The organism is Paenibacillus allorhizoplanae, from assembly GCF_927798215.1.
Classification (GTDB): Bacteria; Bacillota; Bacilli; order Paenibacillales; family NBRC-103111; genus Paenibacillus_E; species Paenibacillus_E allorhizoplanae.
This window is the reverse complement of sequence record NZ_CAKMMW010000011.1, coordinates 36,985-59,096: the sequence shown is the minus strand read 5'-3', so window position 1 is coordinate 59,096 and position 22,112 is coordinate 36,985. Positions and strand designations below refer to the sequence as shown.

The following is a 22,112-nucleotide window of genomic DNA, read 5'->3' as shown; positions in this document are numbered from 1 at the left end:
TCAACATAGCGACGATAAATAATAGGAAAACGGAATTAACGAGCCAAAATGTTGTGGATAAACCGAACATTGCTGCACCTCCTATAGGGTTAAAGAACATTTTTGCACATAGTTAAAGCTTATTATACCCAACCATCCCCAAAAAAGAAACGAATATTGTGTGAATAATTTGGGTCATTTGAAAAACAAGAAGTTCGTAGCAAGCGGTCGGAGCCTGCCATCCGACGGGCGATTGATCACGCTGCCACCCCAGACAAGCGTGGTCGAGCCGCCGCCATCTAAGTTATAAGCATCCACCACGCCTAGTTGCTGCATTTTATCCTGCAGCTCAGCAAGCGTAGCGCCTGAATTGCCGCTCTCATCGTAGCCATCTGTGACAAGGAATAAGAGCTGGTCATGCTTATAGTTGGCCATCACGGTTCGCGCTGCTCTTGCTGGTGAGCTTTGCCATTGATACGGAATGGATGTCTTGCTGCCATTTTTCATCAGCACAGGGACGAAGGTCGAACCCATCAGTGGGTTCAGCTTATCGAGCTCCGACTGCGAGCTGAACTTGCCGCCGATCAGCTTGCGATCTTTGTTCAAGCCGATGAAGGCTGTGTCATTGTTGGTGGGGAAGAAGCCGTTCACATATTTCCCGTTCATCACCGTCGTGTCGAGCGGATAGCGTTTTCCGCGGTTATCATCCGCGAAGCCGCCAGCGTTAATGCCAACAACGGCGCCGTAGCGCGAAGCTGCGGCTAATGTCGTTTCACTGGAGCCGAGCTTATCATTACCCAATACGAGCTTGATCGCTTTATCGCTTTTGAGGTTCACTTTAAGAGCATAACCTGAATAATGTTTTTCATTCAAAGCGAATAGCTGAATATCGATATTGCCAGATGTGGCCTGGCGGATCGGACTGCCAAGCTTAGCTGTAATCCGTGCGTCATAGATAAGTCCGGGTTTAGCGATTTGGGAAGCTGCGCTTTGGAGCATAGCGGTCACTTCTGCCGTGCTCTTCTCGTACAGTTGGAAATACTGCTGAATAATCGTTTTCGTTTGGACGGCGTCATTGTTCGCCTGTGTTAACAGGCTGTTTAAACTGGCCGTTTCTTGTGCAAGATTGATCGGTGTCGAAACAACTGGCGATTTCACTGGGATGGAAATATGAAGGGAGACGAAGAGCAGCCAAATCAGCATACCTAGAAAAGGTGCGCAGGCCAGCAACATAACACGATTGATTTGCTGAATCGAATTCACTGTCATTATTTCAACACATCCAGATTTTTGGTCAGTTCATCTAGCTTCTTCTTGACGTCTGCGAGCTGAGTATAAAGTTGATTACTATTATCGGTCTTGCTGTTAGCGCTATCCTTGGTGAATGCCAGTAATTCATTCAATGAATCTACCTTGGCTTGCAAAGTCTTCATATCGGTAGAAACACTATCCTTCAACTCAGAGACTTGCTTCTGATAATCTTGCTGAACAACTTGTAATTGCTGCTGGGTTTGCTGTGCGATATCGGTCGATATTTGTTGCCTCAGATGTTCAGTGTACATCATCGTAGCTGTTACTCCGACTGCGATCAGCATGACCCAACCCATGAATAGGAAGACATACGTTTTCTTCTTGACCCGGGTTGCTTTCGACGTGCGGGGAAAAGAATTCGCCGTTGCGCTCTCAATGGGCATACTCATGAAAATCACCTCTTACTACTAGTATAGCATATTCCATTATTTTCTCGGAACTTTAGATAGAATTCGCTGTTTTTCGATATTCACCCGGGGTCATGCCCGACATTTTTTTGAAAACTTTGCTGAAATACTTCTCATCCTGATAACCAACCATCTCAGCAACTTGGGAAATGCGAAGATTCGGATTGCAGAGCAGCACCTTGGCCTTACTCATCCGAATTTGTCCTAGGTAATCAGAAAGATTGACGCTAAACTCCTGTTTGAATTTGCGGGAGATGTATTCGCGGCTAAGATAGAAACGGCTGGCTATATCCGCAAGCGAAATATCTTCATGATAATGCTTTTCTAGAAAGCTAGCGATTTCGAAAATCACATTGTTATCTTTATGTTGGCTCTCCAAATGGAGCTTGGATACTTGAATGAGGCTGCGTGTCAGCTCTTGCTGCCAGAGGGAAAGAGACAGAATACCTTTCTCGTCAAGCGTAATAATCGAGGCTGCGTTATCCTCAAGAAGCAGCGGCTGTATGTCTTCCTCACGGCTATCCGGTATTAATTGCTGGATCCAGCGGCGCATCATCACCCGATATTCTCCCCACCAATGCTCAAGCTGAGCAGGCGTAATGACATCACTACTCTTGATGGCGTCAATCCAGATCTGAACAATATCCTGAATCTGCTCGACATTTCCACTGCGCAGAGCTAGATGAATTTGCTCCTCAAATTGATGGAAAGTCAACGTTTGCTGGGATCCCTTGCTCGGGAGCCAGTTGGTATGAATCCACGTTTCTTTGGTTGTTAGGTTACGCTGCCGCAAAGCGTCTCGCGCCTCTTGATAGGATAGCTTCAATTGACTAGGGAAGTTGTGGCTACTTCCAATCCCGAAATCTACACGGGCATGCAAGGCGGTGCGAATGCCGTCATTAATCGTTGCCAACAGTTCTTCTGCCATGGATGGCGCCGACCATAAGAAGAGCACAATTTCATTCGAATTATGCAAGTGGCGGAAGGCGTAGCCACGCTTATGCGGAACAAGAAATTCATTGCAAATATTAATCAGAGAGAAGAGGAGAAGATCGATATTTTGACTGAATTTATTTTTAATACTAGCTTCCATGGTATCTAAAGAGAGAATCGCAACACGACAGGTTGCAACGCTTCTGGATAAGTGAAGCTCGCGCTCCAGCTGGTCAGCCACTGGTTCGTAGGTGCCAGGCTCGGTAATTAACGCGGAAAGCAGCTTATCCCAGTAAATAGGTTTAAATTGGTTAACTTCGATATTCAGCTCACGATTGGCATGCCGCTGCTCCTCATCCTTGAGCCAAGTTTGAATCGCTTTATCCAAAGCTTCGTTCAACTGATCCGGATCAATCGGTTTCAAAATATAATCGGTCCCACCATACTTCACCGTGTGCCGCAATAAAGAGAAATCGTCATGCCCGCTAATGACGATGGTCTTGGCGTCAGGCGCATGGCGATGCAGCCATTCTAGGAGCTTAACGCCGTTCATGATGGGCATCATCATGTCGGTCATAATAATCTCTGGATGTTCACTGCTAACCAAGGCAGTCGCAGCTTCCCCATCGGACGCTTCTAGTATGGTATCGATCCCATATTGCTTCCAATTCACAAGTAATCGGATGGCATCGCGCACGTGCTTCTCATCATCTACGAGTAGTACTTTCATATCAGGTAACTCCCTTTTTCATCGGAATATGGATGACAATCCGCACGCCGTGGGGATGGACATGGTCAATCTCCAAAGTTGCATCATCATTGAAATAGAGCTGGATGCGAGTCAGGACGTTGCGTAAACCTATATAGGAATCATCGGCAACGGATGGTGCTTTCAGTCGACTACGGACTTCAAGAATTCGTTGTTCCGTCATCCCAATACCATTATCCGCCACGGTAAGCTTCAAGTAGTCTCCCTCAGGGGTAGTCAGCTTCTCCGATTCGATGTGTAACAGACCGACGTCTTGCGAATGGCTAGGTTTAAAACCATGCTTGAAATAATTTTCGACAAGCGGTTGAAGAATCATTTTAGGAATAGAAATGGTCCCAGTTCCTTCTTCAATCGCATAAACAATATCAAATTGGTGTTCAAAACGCTGCTTCTGCAGCTCCAAATACGCTTTAATATGATCAATTTCTTTGCGAAGAGGAACGACAGATTCATTCGTGTTCATGCTGTAATGCATCATTTTAGCTAACGAATTAATGAGGGTGTAGATCTTAGGTGCTTCATGCTGCAAAGCCAATGTTCCGATCGATTGCAAGGCATTATTCAGAAAATGCGGATTAATTTGCGCCTGCAGCGCCATCAACTGATTCGATTTATTCGCTAGTTCTAGTCGATATTCACGCATAACCATTTGATTCAAATCCTGCATAAGGCCGTGGAAGCGGTTCGCGAGGATCCCCATCTCATCGGTTCTGGTCAACTCAATGTCGCTCTGATGATCACCTAGTCCAGCTTGTCCCGTTTGAATGCGTGTAATGTAACGAATCAATTGTTTAATAGGAGCCGTAAAACGGATGCTAATATACACCGTGCCAGCCATGACAATCAACATCGAAAAAGAAAGGATGAGGGCGTTAATGAAAGTCAATTGGCGAGCGTTCTTGGTGAGCTGCTCATACGGAAGACGCTTTACAATCGTCCAGTTCAAATAGTCTGTACGCATTTTCTCATACATATTAATCCCTGCAAAAGCACCTTTCGACCATTCATAGCTGCCTTTGTCAAGGGTACTGTGCACGGCTTCATCACCCCAATTACCATCTAATTGAAGTCCCCATTTGCTTGGATCTGGACCGAATACGATACGCCCCGTTTCATCTAAAATGTAGAGTTCCTCTTGATCATGAGTGAATAGGCCTTGTGAAATATCTGAAACGAGATCCAAATTCAAATCAATAATTAGCTCACCAATAGATTGATTACTAGGTGAGTACATGATGTTGCGGTGCATAGAAATAACTGGCGTTGGGTTAGAATATGCAGAGAGTGACATGCCATACAAATTGTTCTGATGCTTGATTTCGAAATACACAAGCTTGCCCGCAGGGAACGGCTGCAGTCCCTCGTATTTACCAGCCATGCTTACTTGAATGTCATTGTGGGTAAGGAAAGAACTGTTGCTAACGGAGGCATACAGGTAAATTTGTTTGATTTCTTTAACCGAATGTGACATGACCTGTAGACCGCTTTTGATCACTTTATCGCTCTGATAGTTAATCTCGGGCTGCGTTTGAATGATCTCATAAAATTGGCCTAGCTCAGCAATATTCCTACCTGTGTAAATAGTGGAGGAGGCCTGAACCACCCCATCTAGATAGTTCACGAGATTCGTTTTACCTTGTGAGAGTAGGGCGGAATTGTTGGTCAGCGTATCTTCAGTCACTTTCTGTTTGGTGAAGAAATAGGAGACGCCAAGTGAGGTGAGGAAGGGCACAAGAGTGGCAATCAGCAGAAATAAGATCAATTTATTACGAATACTGTGTCGTATCACGCTTCATCAGCTCGGTTTCTGTATTGGGATTTTCCCCTACATTGTAGCAGGAGAGGTCAACAAATTCCACCTAATGCGTCACCATCGTCTGTGTTTTGGGGTACTGCGGCACTCTATACTTGGAGTACAGTAGCAGAATGGTAAGGGGGACTTCCCAGTGAAAACAAAAAGAATGCTTTCCGGATGGCTTCAGCAATGGGTATTTATCGGACCTGCGTTAGTCTTTTTTGGCATCGTGGTCTTGATTCCATTTCTGATGAGCATCTATTACTCGTTTACCGAATGGAATGGCGTAACAACCAAAGTAACTTTCAATGGACTTGAGAATTTCAAGCAAATCCTATTCCATGATAAGGATTATCGCAATGCTTTTAACTTTACATCACGCTTGACCGTGACGAACGTGATTCTAACCAACCTTGTAGGCTTCTTATTAGCGTTATTGCTCACGCAATCGCTGAAAACAAGGAATGTGTTGCGCACAATCTTTTTTATGCCCAACGTAATTGGTGGTTTATTGCTCGGTTTTATCTGGCAGTTTATCTTTGTAAAAGGGTTTGCAACTCTTGGAAATCTCACGCATATCGGTTTCTTCGAACTGCCGTGGTTAGGTGATTCACCGACAGCTTTCTGGGCAATCGTTATCGTTAGTGTGTGGCAGGGCGCTGGATATCTCATGATTATTTACATAGCTGCCTTGTCGAATGTTCCGAAGGATATGCTGGAAGCAGCATATATCGATGGCGCATCCCGCTTGCAAGTACTGCGGAGCATCATCGTGCCCCTCATCATGCCAGCGGTCACCGTGTGCTTGTTCTTGACGATTTCGTGGTCTTTCAAAATCTTTGACTTGAACTTCTCTTTAACCAAAGGCGGGCCATTCAATTCCACAGAGTCGGTTTCCATCAATATTTATCAAGAGGCTTTCCGTAATAATCGGTATGGTTTAGGTACGGCCAAAGCTCTCGTATTCTTCATCGTGGTTGCCATCATTTCAACCATCCAAGTGATGTACACCAAGCGCAAGGAGGTTGAGGTCTAATGGCTTCCGTCAAAAAATATACAGGCCGATTATTTGCTCTTGAAGTTCTTGGCATACTAATTGCCTTACTGTTCTTGATTCCGTTCTACTTCGTCATCGCGAATTCCTTAAAAACGTTTCCTGAATTAGCGGCGAATACGGCGAAGCTGCCAAGCTCACTCTATCTAGATAACTACACCAAAGTGTGGAGCATCATGAAGTTCCCGAAGGCGTTCTTCAACTCTTTGTTCATTACGGTTTTGAGTAATGTAGGACTCGTAATCATCTCCTCAATGGCGGCATACCGCATGGTGAGAAGAGCAAGTAAATTCAATAATCTTGTTTTCTTAGCTTTCGTTGCTGCCATGGTGATTCCGTTCCAGTCGATCATGATCCCGCTTGTTCGCGTAGCAAGCCAAGTTGGCTTTATGGATAGTAAGCTGGGATTGGTTGCATGTTATTATGGATTCGGCGTTTCCTTAAATGTGTTCTTGTATCATGGCTTTATCAAATCCATTCCATTGGAAATTGAAGAGTCAGCCAAAGTAGATGGCAGCTCAGCATATGGCGTGTTTTGGAAAATTGTATTTCCACTGCTTAAGCCAATGTCGATTACCATCATCATCTTAAACAGCTTATGGATTTGGAATGACTATCTACTTCCTTCTCTCGTACTTGGAAATCCGGAGCTGCGGACCATTCCGCTTGCTACCTTCTCGTTCTTTGGACAATATACGAAACAATGGGATTTAGCGCTTGCTGGATTAACATTAAGCGTACTGCCAATCGTAATTTTCTTCTTGTTCTTACAGAAGCACATTGTAGAAGGGATTACAGCGGGTTCAGTAAAAGGATGACAGAATTGCAAATAAGTTCAAGATATTCCACCTTTATGTTCAATATACTCGGTGTTAAGCCAGGATGTAAGTGTTTACAATGAATCATGTAAGGAAGCAAGGCAAGAACAAGTAAGCGAGTTCACATGAAGTTACAAGTTAAAGGGAGGCATTACCTACATGAAAAAATTAACAATGGTTTCAGTGGCAGCAGTATTATCCTTATCCGTACTAGCAGCTGGTTGCGGGAAAAAAGACGAGACAGCAAGTCCTGCTCCAACTACGGGTGCATCAACAGCAACAACAACGCCTGCTGCAAGCGGCAAGCCAGTTACCATTAAAATCTTCCAATTTAAAGTTGAGATCGCAGATCAGCTGGGTAAAATGGTGCAAGAATACCAGAAGTTGAACCCGAATGTCAAAATTCAAGTCGATACAGTCGGCGGTGGAGCTGACTACGGCGCGGCGCTTCTTGCGAAGTTTAATGCAGGAGACAAACCGGATATCTTCAACAACGGTGGTTTCACAGATCTAGATAAATGGATCGATAACTTGGAAGATCTATCCGATCAACCTTGGGTTAAAGATCTTGTAGACGTTGCGAAAGAGCCAATGACCAAAGGTGGAAAACTATACGGTCAACCACTTAACCTTGAAGGTTATGGCTTCCAATACAATAAAGATTTGTTTGCTAAAGCAGGCATCACAGAGCTTCCAAAAACGTTCTCTCAATTAGAAGCAGCGGCTAAAAAGCTGAAAGATGCGGGCATCACTCCTTTTGAGACAGGCTATGCCGAGTGGTGGGTACTAGGAAACCATTTCGTGAACCTTCCATTTGCTTATCAAAAGGATCCGAATGCGTTCATCGATGGCTTGAACAAAGGTACAGCGAAAATTACTGGTAATGAAGTGTTCAACCAATGGGCGAAATTATTCGACCTGCAATTGCAATATGGCAACAAAAACCCTCTGCAAACCGACTACAATACACAAGTAACGGATTTCGCAACGGGTAAAGCGGCTATGACGCAACAAGGTAACTGGACACAAGTTCAAATTACGAAAACAAACCCAGACATCAAAATTGGCTTCTTGCCAATGCCGATCAGTGATGATGCAACTGCGAACGACAAATTGTTCGTAGGTGTACCGAATAACTGGGTAGTCAACAAAAACTCTGCAGTTAAAGACGAAGCTAAGAAATTCTTGAACTGGATGGTTAGCTCCGATATCGGTAAGAAATATATCACAGATGAATTCAAGTTTATCCCTGCTTTCAAATCCATTCCTGCTGACGAAAAAGTACTTGGACCATTAGCGGCAGACATCATCGCTTACAGCAAAGCTGGTAAAACATTGAGCTGGAACTGGTTCAAATTCCCTGGTGGAGAAGCATCCAGTAAGAAATTCGGCGATATCATGCAAGGTTATGTGGCTAAGAAGTATACGAAGGATCAAATGTTGGAAGAATTCCAGAAAACATGGGATAGCCTGAAGAAGTAACCCGAATCTAGACGTACATCAAGCCTCAGCGTGAATGCTGGGGCTTTTTGCTGTTTAACAGATGTGGTAATGGCTGTTACAATGAAGAGGACTGGGGGTTTACCATGAATCTTAATATCAGAGCTTGGCTGCACAGCAGAGGGAATACGCTTCCACTTGAAAAAAGACTATCACGAGAAGCCGTCATTTCTTTACTTATTCATTCCATTTTTCAATTCGGTGCTTCCATGTCAGGGGTGTTTCTCAATCTATACTTATGGCGGTTAACGCATAGTGTTGTCGTGAATGGAACCTACAACATCATCGTGTACATCTTAACACCGATTGGGTTCGCCATTGGCGGTTATATGATTAAGAAGAAGGATCGTATGGTAGCGTACCGGCTGGGTATTGTACTGATCGGTCTCTTCTATTTAAGTGTGAGTATTGCGGGGGAGCGACTGGTCGATTATTATGTGCTTTTTGCCATATTTAATGGATTAGCTGGCGCATTCTACTGGGTTGGCTATTTAACGTTGATGTATGATGTGTCGACGGAGCAGAATCGGATTCGCTATCTCGCTTTCAATATGATGTTCTTCACAGCGGCTACGCTTGCAGGGCCAGCACTTGCTGGTTTCATTATTCGATTGAAAGAAGGGTTAAGCGGATACACCATCGTCTTCTCCATTGCATTCGTCATGTTTCTGTTGGCAACGTTAATCTCTTTGAAAATCAAAGCGTCAATCGGACATCACCGTGTGTATTATTTGAAATATACGGGGCTAATCATGAAGAAAAAGCAAGAGTGGTCGAATGCGCTGCTTGGCTTCTTTGGTATGGGCTTGCTGCAGGGTACGATGTTGTTTCTACCTAACATTCTCTTATTCAAAGTACTGCCGCGGGAAGATTTGGTCGGTTATCTCGGTGTCCTTTATTCGAGTTTAAGTATTGTCATGGGGATCTTTATATCGAAGTACGCGAACGCGGGCAGGGCACGGATGTATTTGACCATTTCGACAGTGGGTTATCTCGTTGGGGTCTCTTGTATTATAGGAAGTTTAAATGTGTGGTCCGTGGTTGGCTTTATGATTCTGTACTCCATCTTTGCACCGCTTCAAGGGAACACCATGACAGGGTTCTATTACAGCCTTATTGCGAGACTTCCTCTTAAGGGGGAATTAAAGGTAGAAAGCGTGGTTGTGCGTGAATTTTTCTTAAATGTGGGGCGTGTTATTTCGATTCTCGTTCTCATTACCTTTGGGAGCGATTTGGATGGCGGATTAATTCCGTGGATCCTGTTGTTAGCTGCTTTGACGCAATTTGGTTTGATCTGGTCGATTAAGAATCGGTAGGGATGTAAGTGAGAGTTCAACAAGTCCAGTTTTCAGCACCGAGAAGATTGAAAGAAGATAGGAAATGAGGAGCGGAGCTTAGTGGAAGCTACGTGAGCACCGGAAGTTCCGGCTGAATTCAATATTCGATGTCGAATACGCTTCTTGGAATGCTTCGTGATCAAAAGTGGACAACCACAATAAGGATTAGAGTCCCTCTATTCGGTTATCCTAGATGGTAGTGAATTGGAGAAGAGGGGCATTGTGCAGATGGAAAAAGTAGATATTCTGATCGTCGGAGGAGGCATTGCAGGGCTTCAAGCGGCGATTCAATTAGGTAGATATGAGCATAAGGTACTTGTCGTTGACGCAGGTTACGGCCGTTCGACCCTATGCAAGAGCTATCATAATATTCTTGGTTGGCCAGATGGGGTATCGGGGGAAGAGCTGCGACGTGTAGGCAGGCTGCAAGCAGAGCGATTAGGGGTTGCTTTTGTCCAAGATGAAATTGTGCAAGCTGTCGCTAAAGGAAGAATCGGTGACGGCTTCGAGCTATGGGGAAAAAGTGGCCGAGGCTATGAAGCGAGAACGCTTCTGCTGGCAACAGGTTTAATGGATCGGATGCCTGAACTCCCGAACCTGAAAGAATGCTTGGGGTTAACGGTATACGTGTGCCCCGATTGCGACGGATATGAGATCAAGGATCGAAATACGCTAGTGATGGGTTCTGGTGATGCAGGGGCAGCGATGGCGATTAAGCTCCGTCATCGAACCGAGCAAATGACGTATGTGAATCACCAAAATCGGGCCGTGAAAAGTGAGTACCTGGTCGAAATGAAGAAGAAAGGCATTACCTATTTGACGGAAGATCTTGCAGAGATTATTGCCGATTCGCCGGGGCAGTTCAAGGGAGTGGTGCTTCGAGATGGCAGCCGTCTTGAAGCAGAACGAGGTTTTATTGCTTTTGGTGGGAATGAAGTGAAATCCGATCTGGCTCGTCAGCTTGGTGCGGAACGCATGGAGAATCGGCATGTAATGACCGATCCTCGGAGTAAAATGACGAGTGTTCCTTTCGTCTGGGCGGCTGGCGATGTCGGCGTTCATGCGGAGCAAGTGACGATCGCAATGGGGGAAGGCTCGCAGGCGGCCATCTGGATCAACAAGGCGTTGTTAAGAATGAATGAAGAGGCGAGTGTTCATCGGGTTGTGATTCGGTCTTAGGATGAAGATGGGGAAGGGTATTGGCAGTCGAGCTAGTCGATAAAACCGACTAATTTAGGCTGAAATTTGGGAAAGCTGTAACTACGTGCGCGTAATCTACTAAAGCTTTCTCGCCTCCGGGGGTGAGATGATAGATGCCTCGGCTTTGTCGGACGAACCAACGATAGTAGTTTTGCTGAAGAAGTGAGCTCACGTTCATATTGCTGGTCATCTCGCGCAGCTTGCGTGGGCTGAGTGGACCGTGCTGCTGCATCAAATAGGCGCAGTGTAACGATTTCTCTCTGTATGCGGTCATAAGTTTCTGCTGAGAACTGCCGCCAACATTATAGTCGCCGCTGCGCTCATGGAACTCCGTCATTAGCTTGCCGGAAGCCCTCTTATTGGGGCGTAATGTATAAGGAGTAGGCTCACAGACGAGATCGACTGTGGGCTGTTTGCGTTTGTAGAATTGGACAGTCAATACACCAAGTCCAAGCATGCGACAAAGTCGACGAATATCCTCCCATTGTAAGCGGTGGGGGGCTTTTCCTTTGTTTGGCAGCTCGAAGGCTACATAGACGTCTTGCGTTAGCCGCAACCGTTCAATCCCTTGGACGAGGAGCGGGATATTAAAGCTTTTTTTTAATTCAACTATAACTGGGGGCTCATCGCCTCGAATTGCGACTAAATCACAGTGCTTAACTTCTCCACGGACGGTATAGCCACGCTGCTCGAAGAAGTGTTTAATCGGTGCATACAGCTCGGTTTCGGTCTGGATCGGCATGAGGGTTTCTTTCTCCTCTTTTCGTGCGAAAAGTCTATTAGAATGGCTTTCATTATAGCATAGCTTAGGCTAGAATAGGAGGAAGAATAACTTGTACGTACAGGTTAGGAGATGAGAATTATGAGTGAATTATTAAATGAGTGGTTGGGTAAAAGGTTTGCGTGCGCCTGCGGGCAAAAGCATGAGATTCCGATTCGCCGTATTGTCATAGAACGAGATGCTTTAGCAACTGTTGTGGATTATGTGAGGGAAGCGGGTTATGAAGAAATAACGCTAGTTGCGGATGCGAATACGTATGCTGTGGCTGGTAACAAGCTGCGCTCCCTGTTGGAAGACGGTCAGGTGAAGGTTGGGACTTGTGTCATTCGCGAGAATGAGATGGGTGAAGTAGCAGCGGACGAGGAAGCTATCGTTCAGTTGATGTTAGACACGTCACTGACGTCAAAGGCTTTGATCGCCGTGGGTTCAGGCACGCTCCATGACATTGTGCGTTTCGTAAGTCATCGTACGAATCGGCCATTCCTTTCCGTTCCGACAGCCCCATCAGTTGACGGGTTTGCCTCTGTTGGCGCTCCGCTCATCGTCCGTGGCTTCAAGATGACGATTCCTTGCTCAGCGCCGGAGGCGATCTTCGCTGACTTGGGGCTGCTTGCTGCAGCGCCGCAAGCGATGATTGCAGCTGGCGTCGGCGACATGCTCGGCAAGCATACCTCGCTCGCGGACTGGGCCCTCGGCCGCGTGCTGCTGGACGAGCACTACTGCGAGCTGAGTGCTCGCTTGACACTGGAGGCGGTGGAGCTGTGCACCACGCATCTGGAAGAGATTGCGCAGCGCAGCGAGCTGGGCATGCGTCGATTGATGGAAGGCCTGATCCTATCCGGCCTTTCCATGCTCTTGGTCGGCCATTCCCGGCCGGCCTCCGGGGCTGAGCACCATCTCTCCCATTATTGGGAGATGGTGCTTCTGCAGCAGCGCCGCCGGGCGCTGCTGCACGGCGCGAAGGTCGGCGTCGCGACCGTGCTCATGGCGCAGCGCTATCAGGCGCTGCTTGGGCTCACGGCCGACGAGGCCGCTGCGCGCCTAGCGGCAGGGCAGGCCCCGAGTGCGCAGACGGATGCGGAACGCATCCGGGCGGCCTACGGGGCCATGGCCGAGGCCATCATCGCCGAGAACGCGACGGCGATGGGTGGGGATGCGGCTGCGCTGCAAGCGCGCATCGCAATGCATTGGGGCGATGTGCTCAGCATCGCCCGGGCGGTTCCGCCGCCTGAGCAGCTTGCTGCGTGGCTCGCGGCGGTGCAGGGGCCGGTAGCGCCGGACCAGCTGGGCGTGGAGCCGGCGCTGGTGGAGGCGTCGCTGCAGGATGCGCTGTTCGTGCGCAACCGGTTTACGATCTTGCGCTTGCAGCGGCTGCTGTAAGCACGGGGTCAATGGGTTGAGGAGATGAACGAAGGTACACTATTGGTTCGAATTTCGTAATTTTTGGTGTTTTTCGGCAAAATAAGGCACTGTAGTTCCCTTACGCTGTTCATTCCCTATATTTTGCCGCGAGAGCGCATCCTTGTTCCCTTCGAACGTACCGATATTGTCGCTTTCATATAAACGTCAGTCCTCTAGTGAGGGCTGGCGTTTTTCAGTATGCTTCCGTGAAAAGTGTAAAAAATCACAACCCCACTTAATTTTTGCCATCCCGTAATGTGGAATTGTTTTCTATACTGGTAGCTAATGCTAGGCGGTTCTACACGAAGGAGGAGGGGCAACATGAAATTTGCTAATGAGAAAGTCAGCGATATCCAAATCGCTTATATTGGCGGCGGCTCGATGTATTGGGCTAAAAATCTGATCGCCGATTTAGCGCTGGATGGTCAATTATCGGGTACGATTCGTTTGTATGATCTTGACTATGGGAAAGCCAAAAATAATGAAAAACTGGGGAATTCGGTTTCTGATTATCCAGAGACGAAATCCAAGTGGACATACAAGGCGTATCCGACGCTTCAAGAAGCGCTGAATGGATGCGACTTTGTGTTTATCTCGATTCTTCCAGGTACCTTCGAGGAAATGGAATCCGATGTCCATGCGCCGGAACAATACGGTATTTACCAAGCCGTTGGGGATACAACGGGACCAGGGGGACTGCTCAGAGCGCTTCGCACCATCCCGATGTATGTGGAAATTGCCCAAGCAATCGAGCGATATTCTCCGGATGCTTGGGTGTTTAATTACACGAATCCAATGACGCTCTGTACGCGAACGCTATATGAAGTGTTTCCTAAAATCAAAGCCATTGGCTGTTGCCATGAAATTTTCGGCGTGCAAGGGTTATTGATACGCATGCTTCGTGATATGGAAGGAATTGAAGGTGTACACCGTGATCAAGTGAAAGTGAATGTGCTGGGTATTAACCATTTTACTTGGATCGATCAAGCGACGTATCACAATATGGATCTACTTCCGATGTATCGGAAGTTTGTTGATAAATATTATGAATCTGGAATTGAACATAACAAAGATGCTTGGGTTACGAACACCTATACGGCAGCGAACCGAGTGAAGTTTGATCTGTTTCGGCGCTATGGAGTAATTGCAGCAGCAGGTGACCGCCATTTGGCGGAATTCATGCCTCCTTGGTATTTGAAAGATCCTGAAACGGTGCGATCCTGGAAGTTTGGCTTAACGACGGTCCAGAGTCGTGTCGAGAAGCATGCTGCAACCGAGCTTTTTTACGGGAAGCTGCTAAGTGGCGAGGAGAAACTACCGCTTAAGACATCAGGTGAAGAGGAAGTTAGGCAGTTAAAAGGTTTGATTGGACTTGAGCAATTTGTAACCAATATTAACGTTCCTAACGTTGGCCAAATGAAGGGTATTCCACTGGGAGCAGTTGTTGAAACGAATGCTTTGTTCGCTGCGAATAGCTTGCGTCCGGTCTATGCGGGTGAGCTTCCTATGGAAGTTAATAATCTGGTCCTGCAGCATACGATGAATCAAGAGCTTATTCTGAAGGCTGCTCTTCAAAAGGACAAGGATTTGGCATTTAAAGCTTTTATCAACGATCCGTTAGTGACGATTGATATTCACGATGCGGAAGTATTATTCGATCAGATGCTGCACAATACAAAAGCGTACTTACCTGGATGGAACATCTAGTGGCAGGTCGGCCATGAGTGCAGATGCAGCGATATCCAGCGAATCCGCCTCTATAAATCCGCAGGATGATAAAGCTGTTCGCCGGATGATTTTTAAATTGGCAGGGCCATCTTTGATGGAAATGCTGCTCATGAATGCAACCCAAATGGTAATGATGATTCTAGTCGGACATCTCGGAGCCGTTGCCGTGGCAGCAGTTGGCTTAACAAGCCAACCCTATTCCTTATTGACCGTACTATTTGCAGCGTTGAATTCGGGTACAACCGTTATCGTTGCTCGTTCCACTGGAGCGGGGAAGATGGGCGACGCGAATTTAGCTGCTGGGCAATCGCTTATGCTAGGTACTGTCCTATCTGTCCTTATTGTTTCGATTGGCGTCACCTTTGCGGAGAGTCTGCTTCAACTGATGGGCGCTAGTGATGAGGTCGTTCAGGTTGGACTAACATATGCGAAAATCATGTTTTTCTCAATCGGTTTTTCCTCGATTTCATCTGCTTTATCTGCTATTCTGCGAGGCTCGGGCGACACCCGAACACCGATGATAATCAATGTGCTGGCAGGCTGCATGAATGTGACCCTCGGGTTCTTGTTGATTTATGGTCATCTGGATTTTCCGCAAATGGGCATTACGGGTGCGGCAATTGCTACGTTGGTGGTTCAGTTCGGAGCCATGATTTGCTTTATCGTTGTCATGTTCAGCGGGAGGTTTACAGTTCGTATCGGATGGTCAGAAATCAGCCGTTTGGATCAAGTCATGGTCAGCCGAATGTTGAGGATTGGCATACCAAGTAGTCTAGAGCAGTTGATCATGCGATTAGGGATTATGACGTTTGTGAAAATTTGTGCGGGATTGGGGACTGTTGCCATCGCGGCATCGCAAATTGTAACGAGCATCATTGGCATCTCGTTTATGCCAGGTGCTGCATTCGCGATAGCAGCTTCAACATTAGTTGGGCAAACCCTAGGAGTAAGCAAACCCGATCTTGCCGAACGATACGTGTGGCAGGTCCGAAAGTACGGCATGATGGTGGCTGGCTTTATGGGGGCGCTTTTTATTTTGTTCGCACCGCATATCCTTAGGCTGTATACAAATGACGAGACGATTATTCGTGAAGGGGCCTGGGCTCTTCGAATTGTAGGTTTTATTCAAGTATCACAAATATCGCAATTTGTTCTTGGAGGTGCGTTGCGAGGGGCAGGCGATACCCGTTATCCATTATATTCGACGTTCATTGGCGTATGGGGAATTAGGGTGGTACTGAGCTACTTGTTCGTGTACGTCTTCCATTGGGGCATGATCGGATTATGGACTGCGGTGGCAAGTGATCAATTTCTTAGATCTAATCTCATTTATTTGAGGTTTAAACGCGGGGCTTGGAAGCATCTCAAGATTTAATACGCACAAAGGGGACACGTCAAAATGGGGATTGTGTACGATTCGAATTCGCAAACTTTCCATCTTCAAGGGAAGTCATCGAGCTATATCATGCAACTGATCAATTCCAAATATATAGCTCATGTTCATTGGGGGCGCCGAGTACGTGGAAGCAATCCGGGAGGGTTGCTCGTTAGGAGACGTCGCTGCTCGTTCTCTCCATCCACGGATCCGGATGATTTGACACTTTCTTTGGATACATTGCCACAGGAATTTCCGGGATATGGAGGGAGTGATTTTCGAGTTCCGGCCTATCAGGTTCAAATGGAAGACGGCACGACGGTCAGTGAACTCATCTATGAGTCCCACCGGATTTACGCAGGAAAAGCACGGCTAGAGGGACTTCCATCGACCTATACGGAGGATGAGAGTGAAGCGGAGAGCATCGATATTATATTGGCAGATCCGATCATCGGTTTAAAAGTTATTCTCACGTACACCGTATTTCGGGATGTAGATGCCATTACTCGGTCAGTTCGGTTTATAAATGAGAGTAATCAGTCGATCAAGCTGCTGAGAGCATTGAGCTTCGGTATCGATATTTCCCACAGCGATTTCGATATGCTCCATTTATCTGGCACATGGGCGCGCGAGCGTCATATCGAAAGACGTCCTCTTGCCACAGGTGGTTCTGTGATTGAAAGCCGACGCGGGGCTAGCAGTCACTCGCTGAACCCCTTCATGGCGCTGCTCTCAAAGCAAGCGGATGAAGATCACGGAGAAGTTTACGGATTCAGCCTCGTTTACAGCGGGAACTTTGTTGCTCAAGCCGAAGTAGACCCTTATGGTACGACGCGTGTCGTGATGGGCATCAACTCATTTGATTTCTCGTGGCTCTTGGAGCCTGGGGAAGCCTTCCAAACGCCCGAAGCGGTTCTCGTTTATTCTGCCGAAGGTCTCGGCGAGATGTCGCGCACCTATCATAAGTTGTACCGCACTCGGTTATGCCGTGGACAATTCCGTGATCGTCACAGGCCGATTCTGATCAACAACTGGGAAGCCACGTATTTTAATTTCAACGCGAATAAAATTGAAGAGCTTGCACGAGTGGGCAAGGAGCTCGGTTTGGAGCTTCTTGTACTAGACGATGGTTGGTTCGGCAAGCGTGACAATGATAAAAGCTCACTCGGCGATTGGTTCGTCGATCGAAACAAGCTCCCACAGGGCATGCCGGAATTGGTAAGCCGTGTGCAACAGCAAGGGCTAGAGTTCGGTCTATGGTTTGAGCCGGAAATGGTTTCCCCAGACAGTGAACTGTACCTGGCACATCCCGACTGGTGTCTGCATGTGCCAGGCCGGCGAAGGACAGAAGCAAGGCAGCAGTTGATCCTGGACTTTTCGCGTCAAGATGTCAGAGATTACATCGTGAAGGTCATCACCGACATACTTGCGAGCAGTCCCATCACGTATGTGAAATGGGATATGAACCGCAATATGACGGAAATCGGTTCGGCCCAGCTTCAGCCAGAGCGGCAACGTGAAACGGCACATCGTTATATGCTCGGGCTTTACGAAGTGTTGGAGCGGATAACTTCGGCATTTCCGAGTGTTTTGTTCGAAAGCTGTTCCGGCGGTGGCGGGCGGTTCGATCCAGGGATGCTCTACTATATGCCGCAGACATGGACGAGCGATAATACGGACGCCGTTGAACGGCTGAAAATTCAGTATGGCACAAGTATCGTGTATCCAATCAGTTCGATGGGCGCTCATGTATCTGCTGTCCCTAACCATCAAGTGCATCGGACGACGCCGCTTGATATGCGTGGGCATGTGGCGATGTCGGGTAACTTCGGTTACGAGCTCGATTTGACCACTTTCACAGAAGCGGACAAGGAAGCCGTGAAGGGGCAAATTGAGCTATACAAACAATTGCGGCCACTGATCCAGTTTGGCGAATTTTATCGACTAATCAACCCTTTTGAACAAGCTAGTGCGGCATGGATGTTCGTTTCCGAGGATAAGAAGGAAGCTTTGGTTGCCTTTTTTCAAGTGCTGTCAGAGCCCAATGCACCTCTCAGGAAAATGCGATTGAAGGGTCTTGCACCAGAAAATAATTATTTGCTAAATGAAGCGGGAGATCCAAATGAGTCTGTGGAAATATTTGGTGGAGATGAACTCATGCACGTAGGTCTTAATTTGCCGATTTGGAAGGGCGACTATCGAAGCCGCCTTTACCGGTTGAAAATGGAGGAATAACAAGATGAAAAAGCTGCGTTTCAGTGATTTGCAGGATAAGAGGAACGGTCATATTTTGCAGGATGTATTACCAGGTGCTTATTTATCGTCAGGCGGTCTGTCTTTCGCGAAACGGGGCGAACGCAGCCATACGAATGATGGTCCTGAAGGAAGAGACTATCATGTTCACGGTGATTGTGAAGCTTTCCTGATTTTGCAAGGAACAGGAACGATGGAGTTGAATGGGGAGTTTATTCCGGTAACTACCGGAGATATCGTGATTGTTGAGCCAGGTGAGGATCATCATCTCAATTCCAGCGAAGACGATCCAATTGTTACTGTGTGGTGTCATGCAGGCCCGAATCGGCATAAGAATCAACAGCAGGAGGATGTCGTGTGAACAAAATCATAAGCACGGATACCCATTCTTTCAATTTATCTAGTGAGGATCATGGGTTTACCGTCACGTTGCAAACGACTAAGCTGCAGGATGGCGTCAATGTTATTACACTGCGATTGGAATCAGAGGAGGCGGCAACGCCTCCCGTCTTCACCCTTCGTTGGTCACATCCCGCCTGTGATATTCAAGCAAGCTGGCATCCGGCCCAGGATCGGAATAAGAGCTTTAAGGCCGACTGGATGCGCACGTTGCGCTCCAATGCTGCTGCGTCGGCTCCTGTCTATGCTTTATTTAATAGCAGGGGTCGCAATAGGATGACTTTTGCTTATTCGGATGCCCTTAACACGGTACACTATTCGGGTGGCATCAGTGAGGAAACGGCTGATTTTCATTGCTGCGTCCAATTGTTTACAGAGACGACGGCTCCTTTCCAATCGTATGAAGCGAAGCTTCTCATAGATACGAGAGATGTTCCTTACTATGAAAGCCTTGAAGGCGTTCAAGCGTGGTGGAGCGAGATGCCGGACTATCGTCCGGCGTTCGTTCCAGAGGCTGCTAAGGAACCAATGTATTCGACTTGGTATAGCATGCACCAGAATGTCAAGGACTCCCATATTGAAGAACAGTGCCGTATCGCTAAAAAGCTGGGGATGGAAGCCGTCATCGTGGATGATGGCTGGCAGACCGCAGATAACCGCAGAGGGTACGCCTACTGCGGAGATTGGGAGACTTATGAGGGCAAATTCCCCGATATGAAGCGGCATGTGGATGCGGTTCATGCATTAGGCATGAAATTTATACTCTGGTACTCGGTTCCTTTTATCGGCAAATACAGTCAAGCATGGAATCGGTTCAATAATAAAATCCTTCGATTTAATGAAGGACACGGGGCGGCTGTGCTGGATCCGAGATATCCAGATGTCCGGGAATATATCATCAATACGTATGAAAAAGCGGTCAAGGAATGGGGCTTGGACGGCTTTAAGCTTGATTTCATTGATACGTTCTATTCGCCTGAGTTGCAGCTGCCTTCCACAGTGGAAGGTAAGGATTATGAGTCGATACCTGCTGCTGTTGACCGTCTACTGACGGACTCCATTGGTAGATTGAGAGAATTGAACCCTGCAATTATGATCGAGTTCCGTCAAATGTACATCGGTCCTGCGATGCGCAAATACGGCAACATGTTCCGCGCTTCCGATTGTCCGAACGACAGCATCCAGAATCGCGTGCGAACACTGGATCTTAGGCTGATTTGTGGAAATACAGCGGCTCATGCCGATATGATCATGTGGCATCCAGAGGAACCTGTTGAAAGCGCTGCCTTGCAGTTAATAAACTGTTTGTTCTCGGTGCCGCAGGTATCCGTTCTTTTGGATAAGCTGCCTTCCGATCATTTGAAAATGCTAACCTACTGGCTTGATTTCTGGAAAGTGCATCGAACACTGCTACTGGACGGTACTATTGCGCCAATGAATCCGGAATTGTTATATCCGCTAGTCCGTGCGGTTCATGAGGATCGAGGGATTGTCGTCGCTTATCATGAGCAAGTCGTACCTATCGATGCAGCCGTGCCGGTGTCTCAGTGGATCGTTGTGAACGGCAGAAGACAGGACGGACTCTATCTAGAGGTTTCAGGTGAAATCGGGATAGCGCAGGTGACCATTCGCAATTGCTGTGGTGAAATCACGGAGGAACAGTCTGTTGAATTGCGATCAGGTATGCATAAGCTTGCGATTCCGGCGTCAGGGCTTGCAACCATCTCCATTAAATAAAGTTTAGAAACACGGTAGTTTTAATTTAGGGGGTCAACGATGCGATGAACTATGCAGCAAATGAAGGAAGATATGCAGACATGCCGTACAATCGAAGCGGAAAGAGCGGCCTAAAGCTGCCGCCGATTTCGTTTGGATTGTGGCACAATTTTGGTGGCGTCGATCATTTCGAGAACAGCAGAGCGCTAGCGCGTCATGCCTTTGATCTGGGGATTACACATTTCGATCTTGCGAATAATTATGGTCCACCGACGGGCTCAGCAGAAGAAGTGTTTGGGCAAATATTGAAAAAGGATTTGTTGCCGTATCGTGACGAGCTGATTATCGCTACGAAAGCAGGGTACCGCATGTGGGATGGTCCCTATGGGGAACGTGGTTCCCGCAAAAGCATGCTCGCGAGCCTTGATCAAAGCTTGAAACGACTAGGCATGGATTATGTAGATATTTATTATTCGCACCGTTTCGATGCAGAGACGCCTCTGGAAGAAACGATGAGCGCCTTGGATCAGGCTGTACGTCAGGGCAAAGCACTGTATGTCGGCGTGTCCAACTATAATGCGGAGCAAACGGAGCAAGCTGCAGCTATTTTGAAAGGTCTTGGTACTCCGTTCATCATCCATCAAGTGCATTATTCGATGTTCGAAAGACGGTTGGAGCAGGGGCTACAGGATATTTTGGCAAAAGAAGGCGTAGGGTCCATCGCTTACAGTCCGCTCGCCAGGGGGCTTCTGACGGATCGTTATTTGGAAAACATTCCGGCCGATTCCCGTGCTGCGGGGGGCAGCGTGTTCCTAAGACCTGAGGATATTACGGAGGCCAAGATTGCAAAGTCCCGTCTTTTGAATGCATTAGCTCAGGAGCGGGGGCAAAGTCTTGCCCAGATGGCTTTAGCATGGGTTCTTCGCAAAGGGCTAGTTACTTCTGCTTTAATTGGTGCAAGTAAAGTGAGTCAGTTGGATGATAATGTGGCAGCGTTGAAACAGCCTCATTTCACGCAGGAAGAATTGGATCTGATCGATCACATTCTAAGTAAATAATTTAAGAGCATCGCGTGGACATTGAAGTCTACTCGGTGCTTTTTATATTTTCAACTTTGATAGTAACAAGTTTATGTGAAGTTAGTCGATAAAATCGACTAACTCGTGCGCGTGAGGGGCAATGCGAGATAAGTTAGTCGATAAAATCGACTACCTCGTCCGCGTGAGGGGCAAGCGAGATAAGTTAGTCGATAAAATCGACTAACTTGTGCGCCTGAGGGGCAAGCGAGATAAGTTAGTCGATAAAATCGACTAACTCGTTGCGGAGTAGTACAAGGAAGCAGCAGTGTTCCTATTT

General features: G+C 47.2%; 17 protein-coding genes. 12 read left to right on the top strand and 5 right to left on the bottom strand.

What is annotated here, in order from left to right; genetic code table 11:
- Positions 1-174 precede the first annotated feature (174 nt).
- The 4 genes from L6I86_RS18625 to L6I86_RS18610 are packed head-to-tail and all read right to left on the bottom strand — an operon-like array spanning position 175 to position 5,188.
- Positions 175-1,248 carry a phosphodiester glycosidase family protein gene (locus L6I86_RS18625; protein WP_338113422.1) on the bottom strand — a complete coding sequence of 358 codons (1,074 nt, stop codon included), beginning with the start codon at positions 1,246-1,248 and terminating at the stop codon, positions 175-177.
- Positions 1,248-1,679 carry a hypothetical protein gene (locus L6I86_RS18620; protein WP_236289488.1) on the bottom strand — a complete coding sequence of 144 codons (432 nt, stop codon included), beginning with the start codon at positions 1,677-1,679 and terminating at the stop codon, positions 1,248-1,250. The genes L6I86_RS18625 and L6I86_RS18620 overlap by 1 nt, the downstream gene beginning before the upstream one ends.
- 52 nt (positions 1,680-1,731) lie before the next feature.
- Positions 1,732-3,360, bottom strand: a complete 1,629-nt coding sequence (locus L6I86_RS18615; protein WP_236289486.1) for a response regulator — start codon at positions 3,358-3,360, stop codon at positions 1,732-1,734.
- Between the two features lies 1 nt (position 3,361).
- Positions 3,362-5,188 (bottom strand): cache domain-containing sensor histidine kinase, encoded by a 1,827-nt coding sequence (locus tag L6I86_RS18610; RefSeq protein ID WP_236289484.1) that lies wholly within the window; start codon positions 5,186-5,188, stop codon positions 3,362-3,364.
- Positions 5,189-5,360: 172 nt separating this feature from the next.
- On the opposite strand from L6I86_RS18610, the gene L6I86_RS18605 reads away from it, so the two are divergent.
- The 5 genes from L6I86_RS18605 (at position 5,361) to L6I86_RS18585 (ending at position 11,082) form a co-directional block, all read left to right on the top strand.
- The gene (locus tag L6I86_RS18605; RefSeq protein WP_056624762.1) at positions 5,361-6,230 is read left to right on the top strand and encodes a carbohydrate ABC transporter permease; all 870 of its coding nucleotides are present in this window, start codon (positions 5,361-5,363) and stop codon (positions 6,228-6,230) included.
- On the top strand, positions 6,230-7,066 hold the full coding sequence (locus tag L6I86_RS18600; RefSeq protein WP_236289482.1) for a carbohydrate ABC transporter permease: 837 nt from the start codon (positions 6,230-6,232) through the stop codon (positions 7,064-7,066). The genes L6I86_RS18605 and L6I86_RS18600 overlap by 1 nt, the downstream gene beginning before the upstream one ends.
- A gap of 159 nt (positions 7,067-7,225) precedes the next feature.
- Positions 7,226-8,548 (top strand): ABC transporter substrate-binding protein, encoded by a 1,323-nt coding sequence (locus tag L6I86_RS18595; RefSeq protein ID WP_173110979.1) that lies wholly within the window; start codon positions 7,226-7,228, stop codon positions 8,546-8,548.
- A gap of 104 nt (positions 8,549-8,652) precedes the next feature.
- On the top strand, positions 8,653-9,882 hold the full coding sequence (locus L6I86_RS18590; protein ID WP_236289480.1) for an MFS transporter: 1,230 nt from the start codon (positions 8,653-8,655) through the stop codon (positions 9,880-9,882).
- A 249-nt stretch (positions 9,883-10,131) separates the two neighbouring features.
- Positions 10,132-11,082 carry an NAD(P)/FAD-dependent oxidoreductase gene (locus tag L6I86_RS18585; RefSeq protein ID WP_236289478.1) on the top strand — a complete coding sequence of 317 codons (951 nt, stop codon included), beginning with the start codon at positions 10,132-10,134 and terminating at the stop codon, positions 11,080-11,082.
- Between the two features lie 49 nt (positions 11,083-11,131).
- Here the strand turns inward: L6I86_RS18585 and L6I86_RS18580 are convergent, their stop codons facing one another.
- Positions 11,132-11,845, bottom strand: coding sequence for a DUF2161 domain-containing phosphodiesterase (locus L6I86_RS18580; RefSeq protein ID WP_236289476.1), 714 nt, complete (start codon positions 11,843-11,845; stop codon positions 11,132-11,134).
- 120 nt (positions 11,846-11,965) lie between these two features.
- On the opposite strand from L6I86_RS18580, the gene L6I86_RS18575 reads away from it, so the two are divergent.
- The 7 genes from L6I86_RS18575 (at position 11,966) to L6I86_RS18545 (ending at position 21,814) form a co-directional block, all read left to right on the top strand.
- Entirely contained in the window at positions 11,966-13,264 is a 1,299-nt protein-coding gene (locus L6I86_RS18575; RefSeq protein WP_236289475.1) for a sn-glycerol-1-phosphate dehydrogenase, read from the top strand.
- 342 nt (positions 13,265-13,606) lie between these two features.
- Positions 13,607-14,992: a family 4 glycosyl hydrolase gene (locus L6I86_RS18570; protein WP_236289473.1), complete on the top strand. Its 1,386-nt coding sequence runs from the start codon at positions 13,607-13,609 to the stop codon at positions 14,990-14,992.
- Positions 14,993-15,005: 13 nt separating this feature from the next.
- Entirely contained in the window at positions 15,006-16,388 is a 1,383-nt protein-coding gene (locus L6I86_RS18565) for an MATE family efflux transporter (RefSeq protein WP_236289471.1), read from the top strand.
- A gap of 24 nt (positions 16,389-16,412) precedes the next feature.
- Positions 16,413-18,623 carry an alpha-galactosidase gene (locus L6I86_RS18560; protein WP_236289469.1) on the top strand — a complete coding sequence of 737 codons (2,211 nt, stop codon included), beginning with the start codon at positions 16,413-16,415 and terminating at the stop codon, positions 18,621-18,623.
- A gap of 4 nt (positions 18,624-18,627) precedes the next feature.
- Entirely contained in the window at positions 18,628-19,002 is a 375-nt protein-coding gene (locus L6I86_RS18555) for a cupin domain-containing protein (RefSeq protein ID WP_236289467.1), read from the top strand.
- Entirely contained in the window at positions 18,999-20,777 is a 1,779-nt protein-coding gene (locus tag L6I86_RS18550) for a glycoside hydrolase family 36 protein (protein WP_236289465.1), read from the top strand. The genes L6I86_RS18555 and L6I86_RS18550 overlap by 4 nt, the downstream gene beginning before the upstream one ends.
- A 44-nt stretch (positions 20,778-20,821) precedes the next feature.
- The gene (locus L6I86_RS18545; protein ID WP_236289463.1) at positions 20,822-21,814 is read left to right on the top strand and encodes an aldo/keto reductase; all 993 of its coding nucleotides are present in this window, start codon (positions 20,822-20,824) and stop codon (positions 21,812-21,814) included.
- The last annotated feature ends 298 nt before the right edge of the window (positions 21,815-22,112 follow it).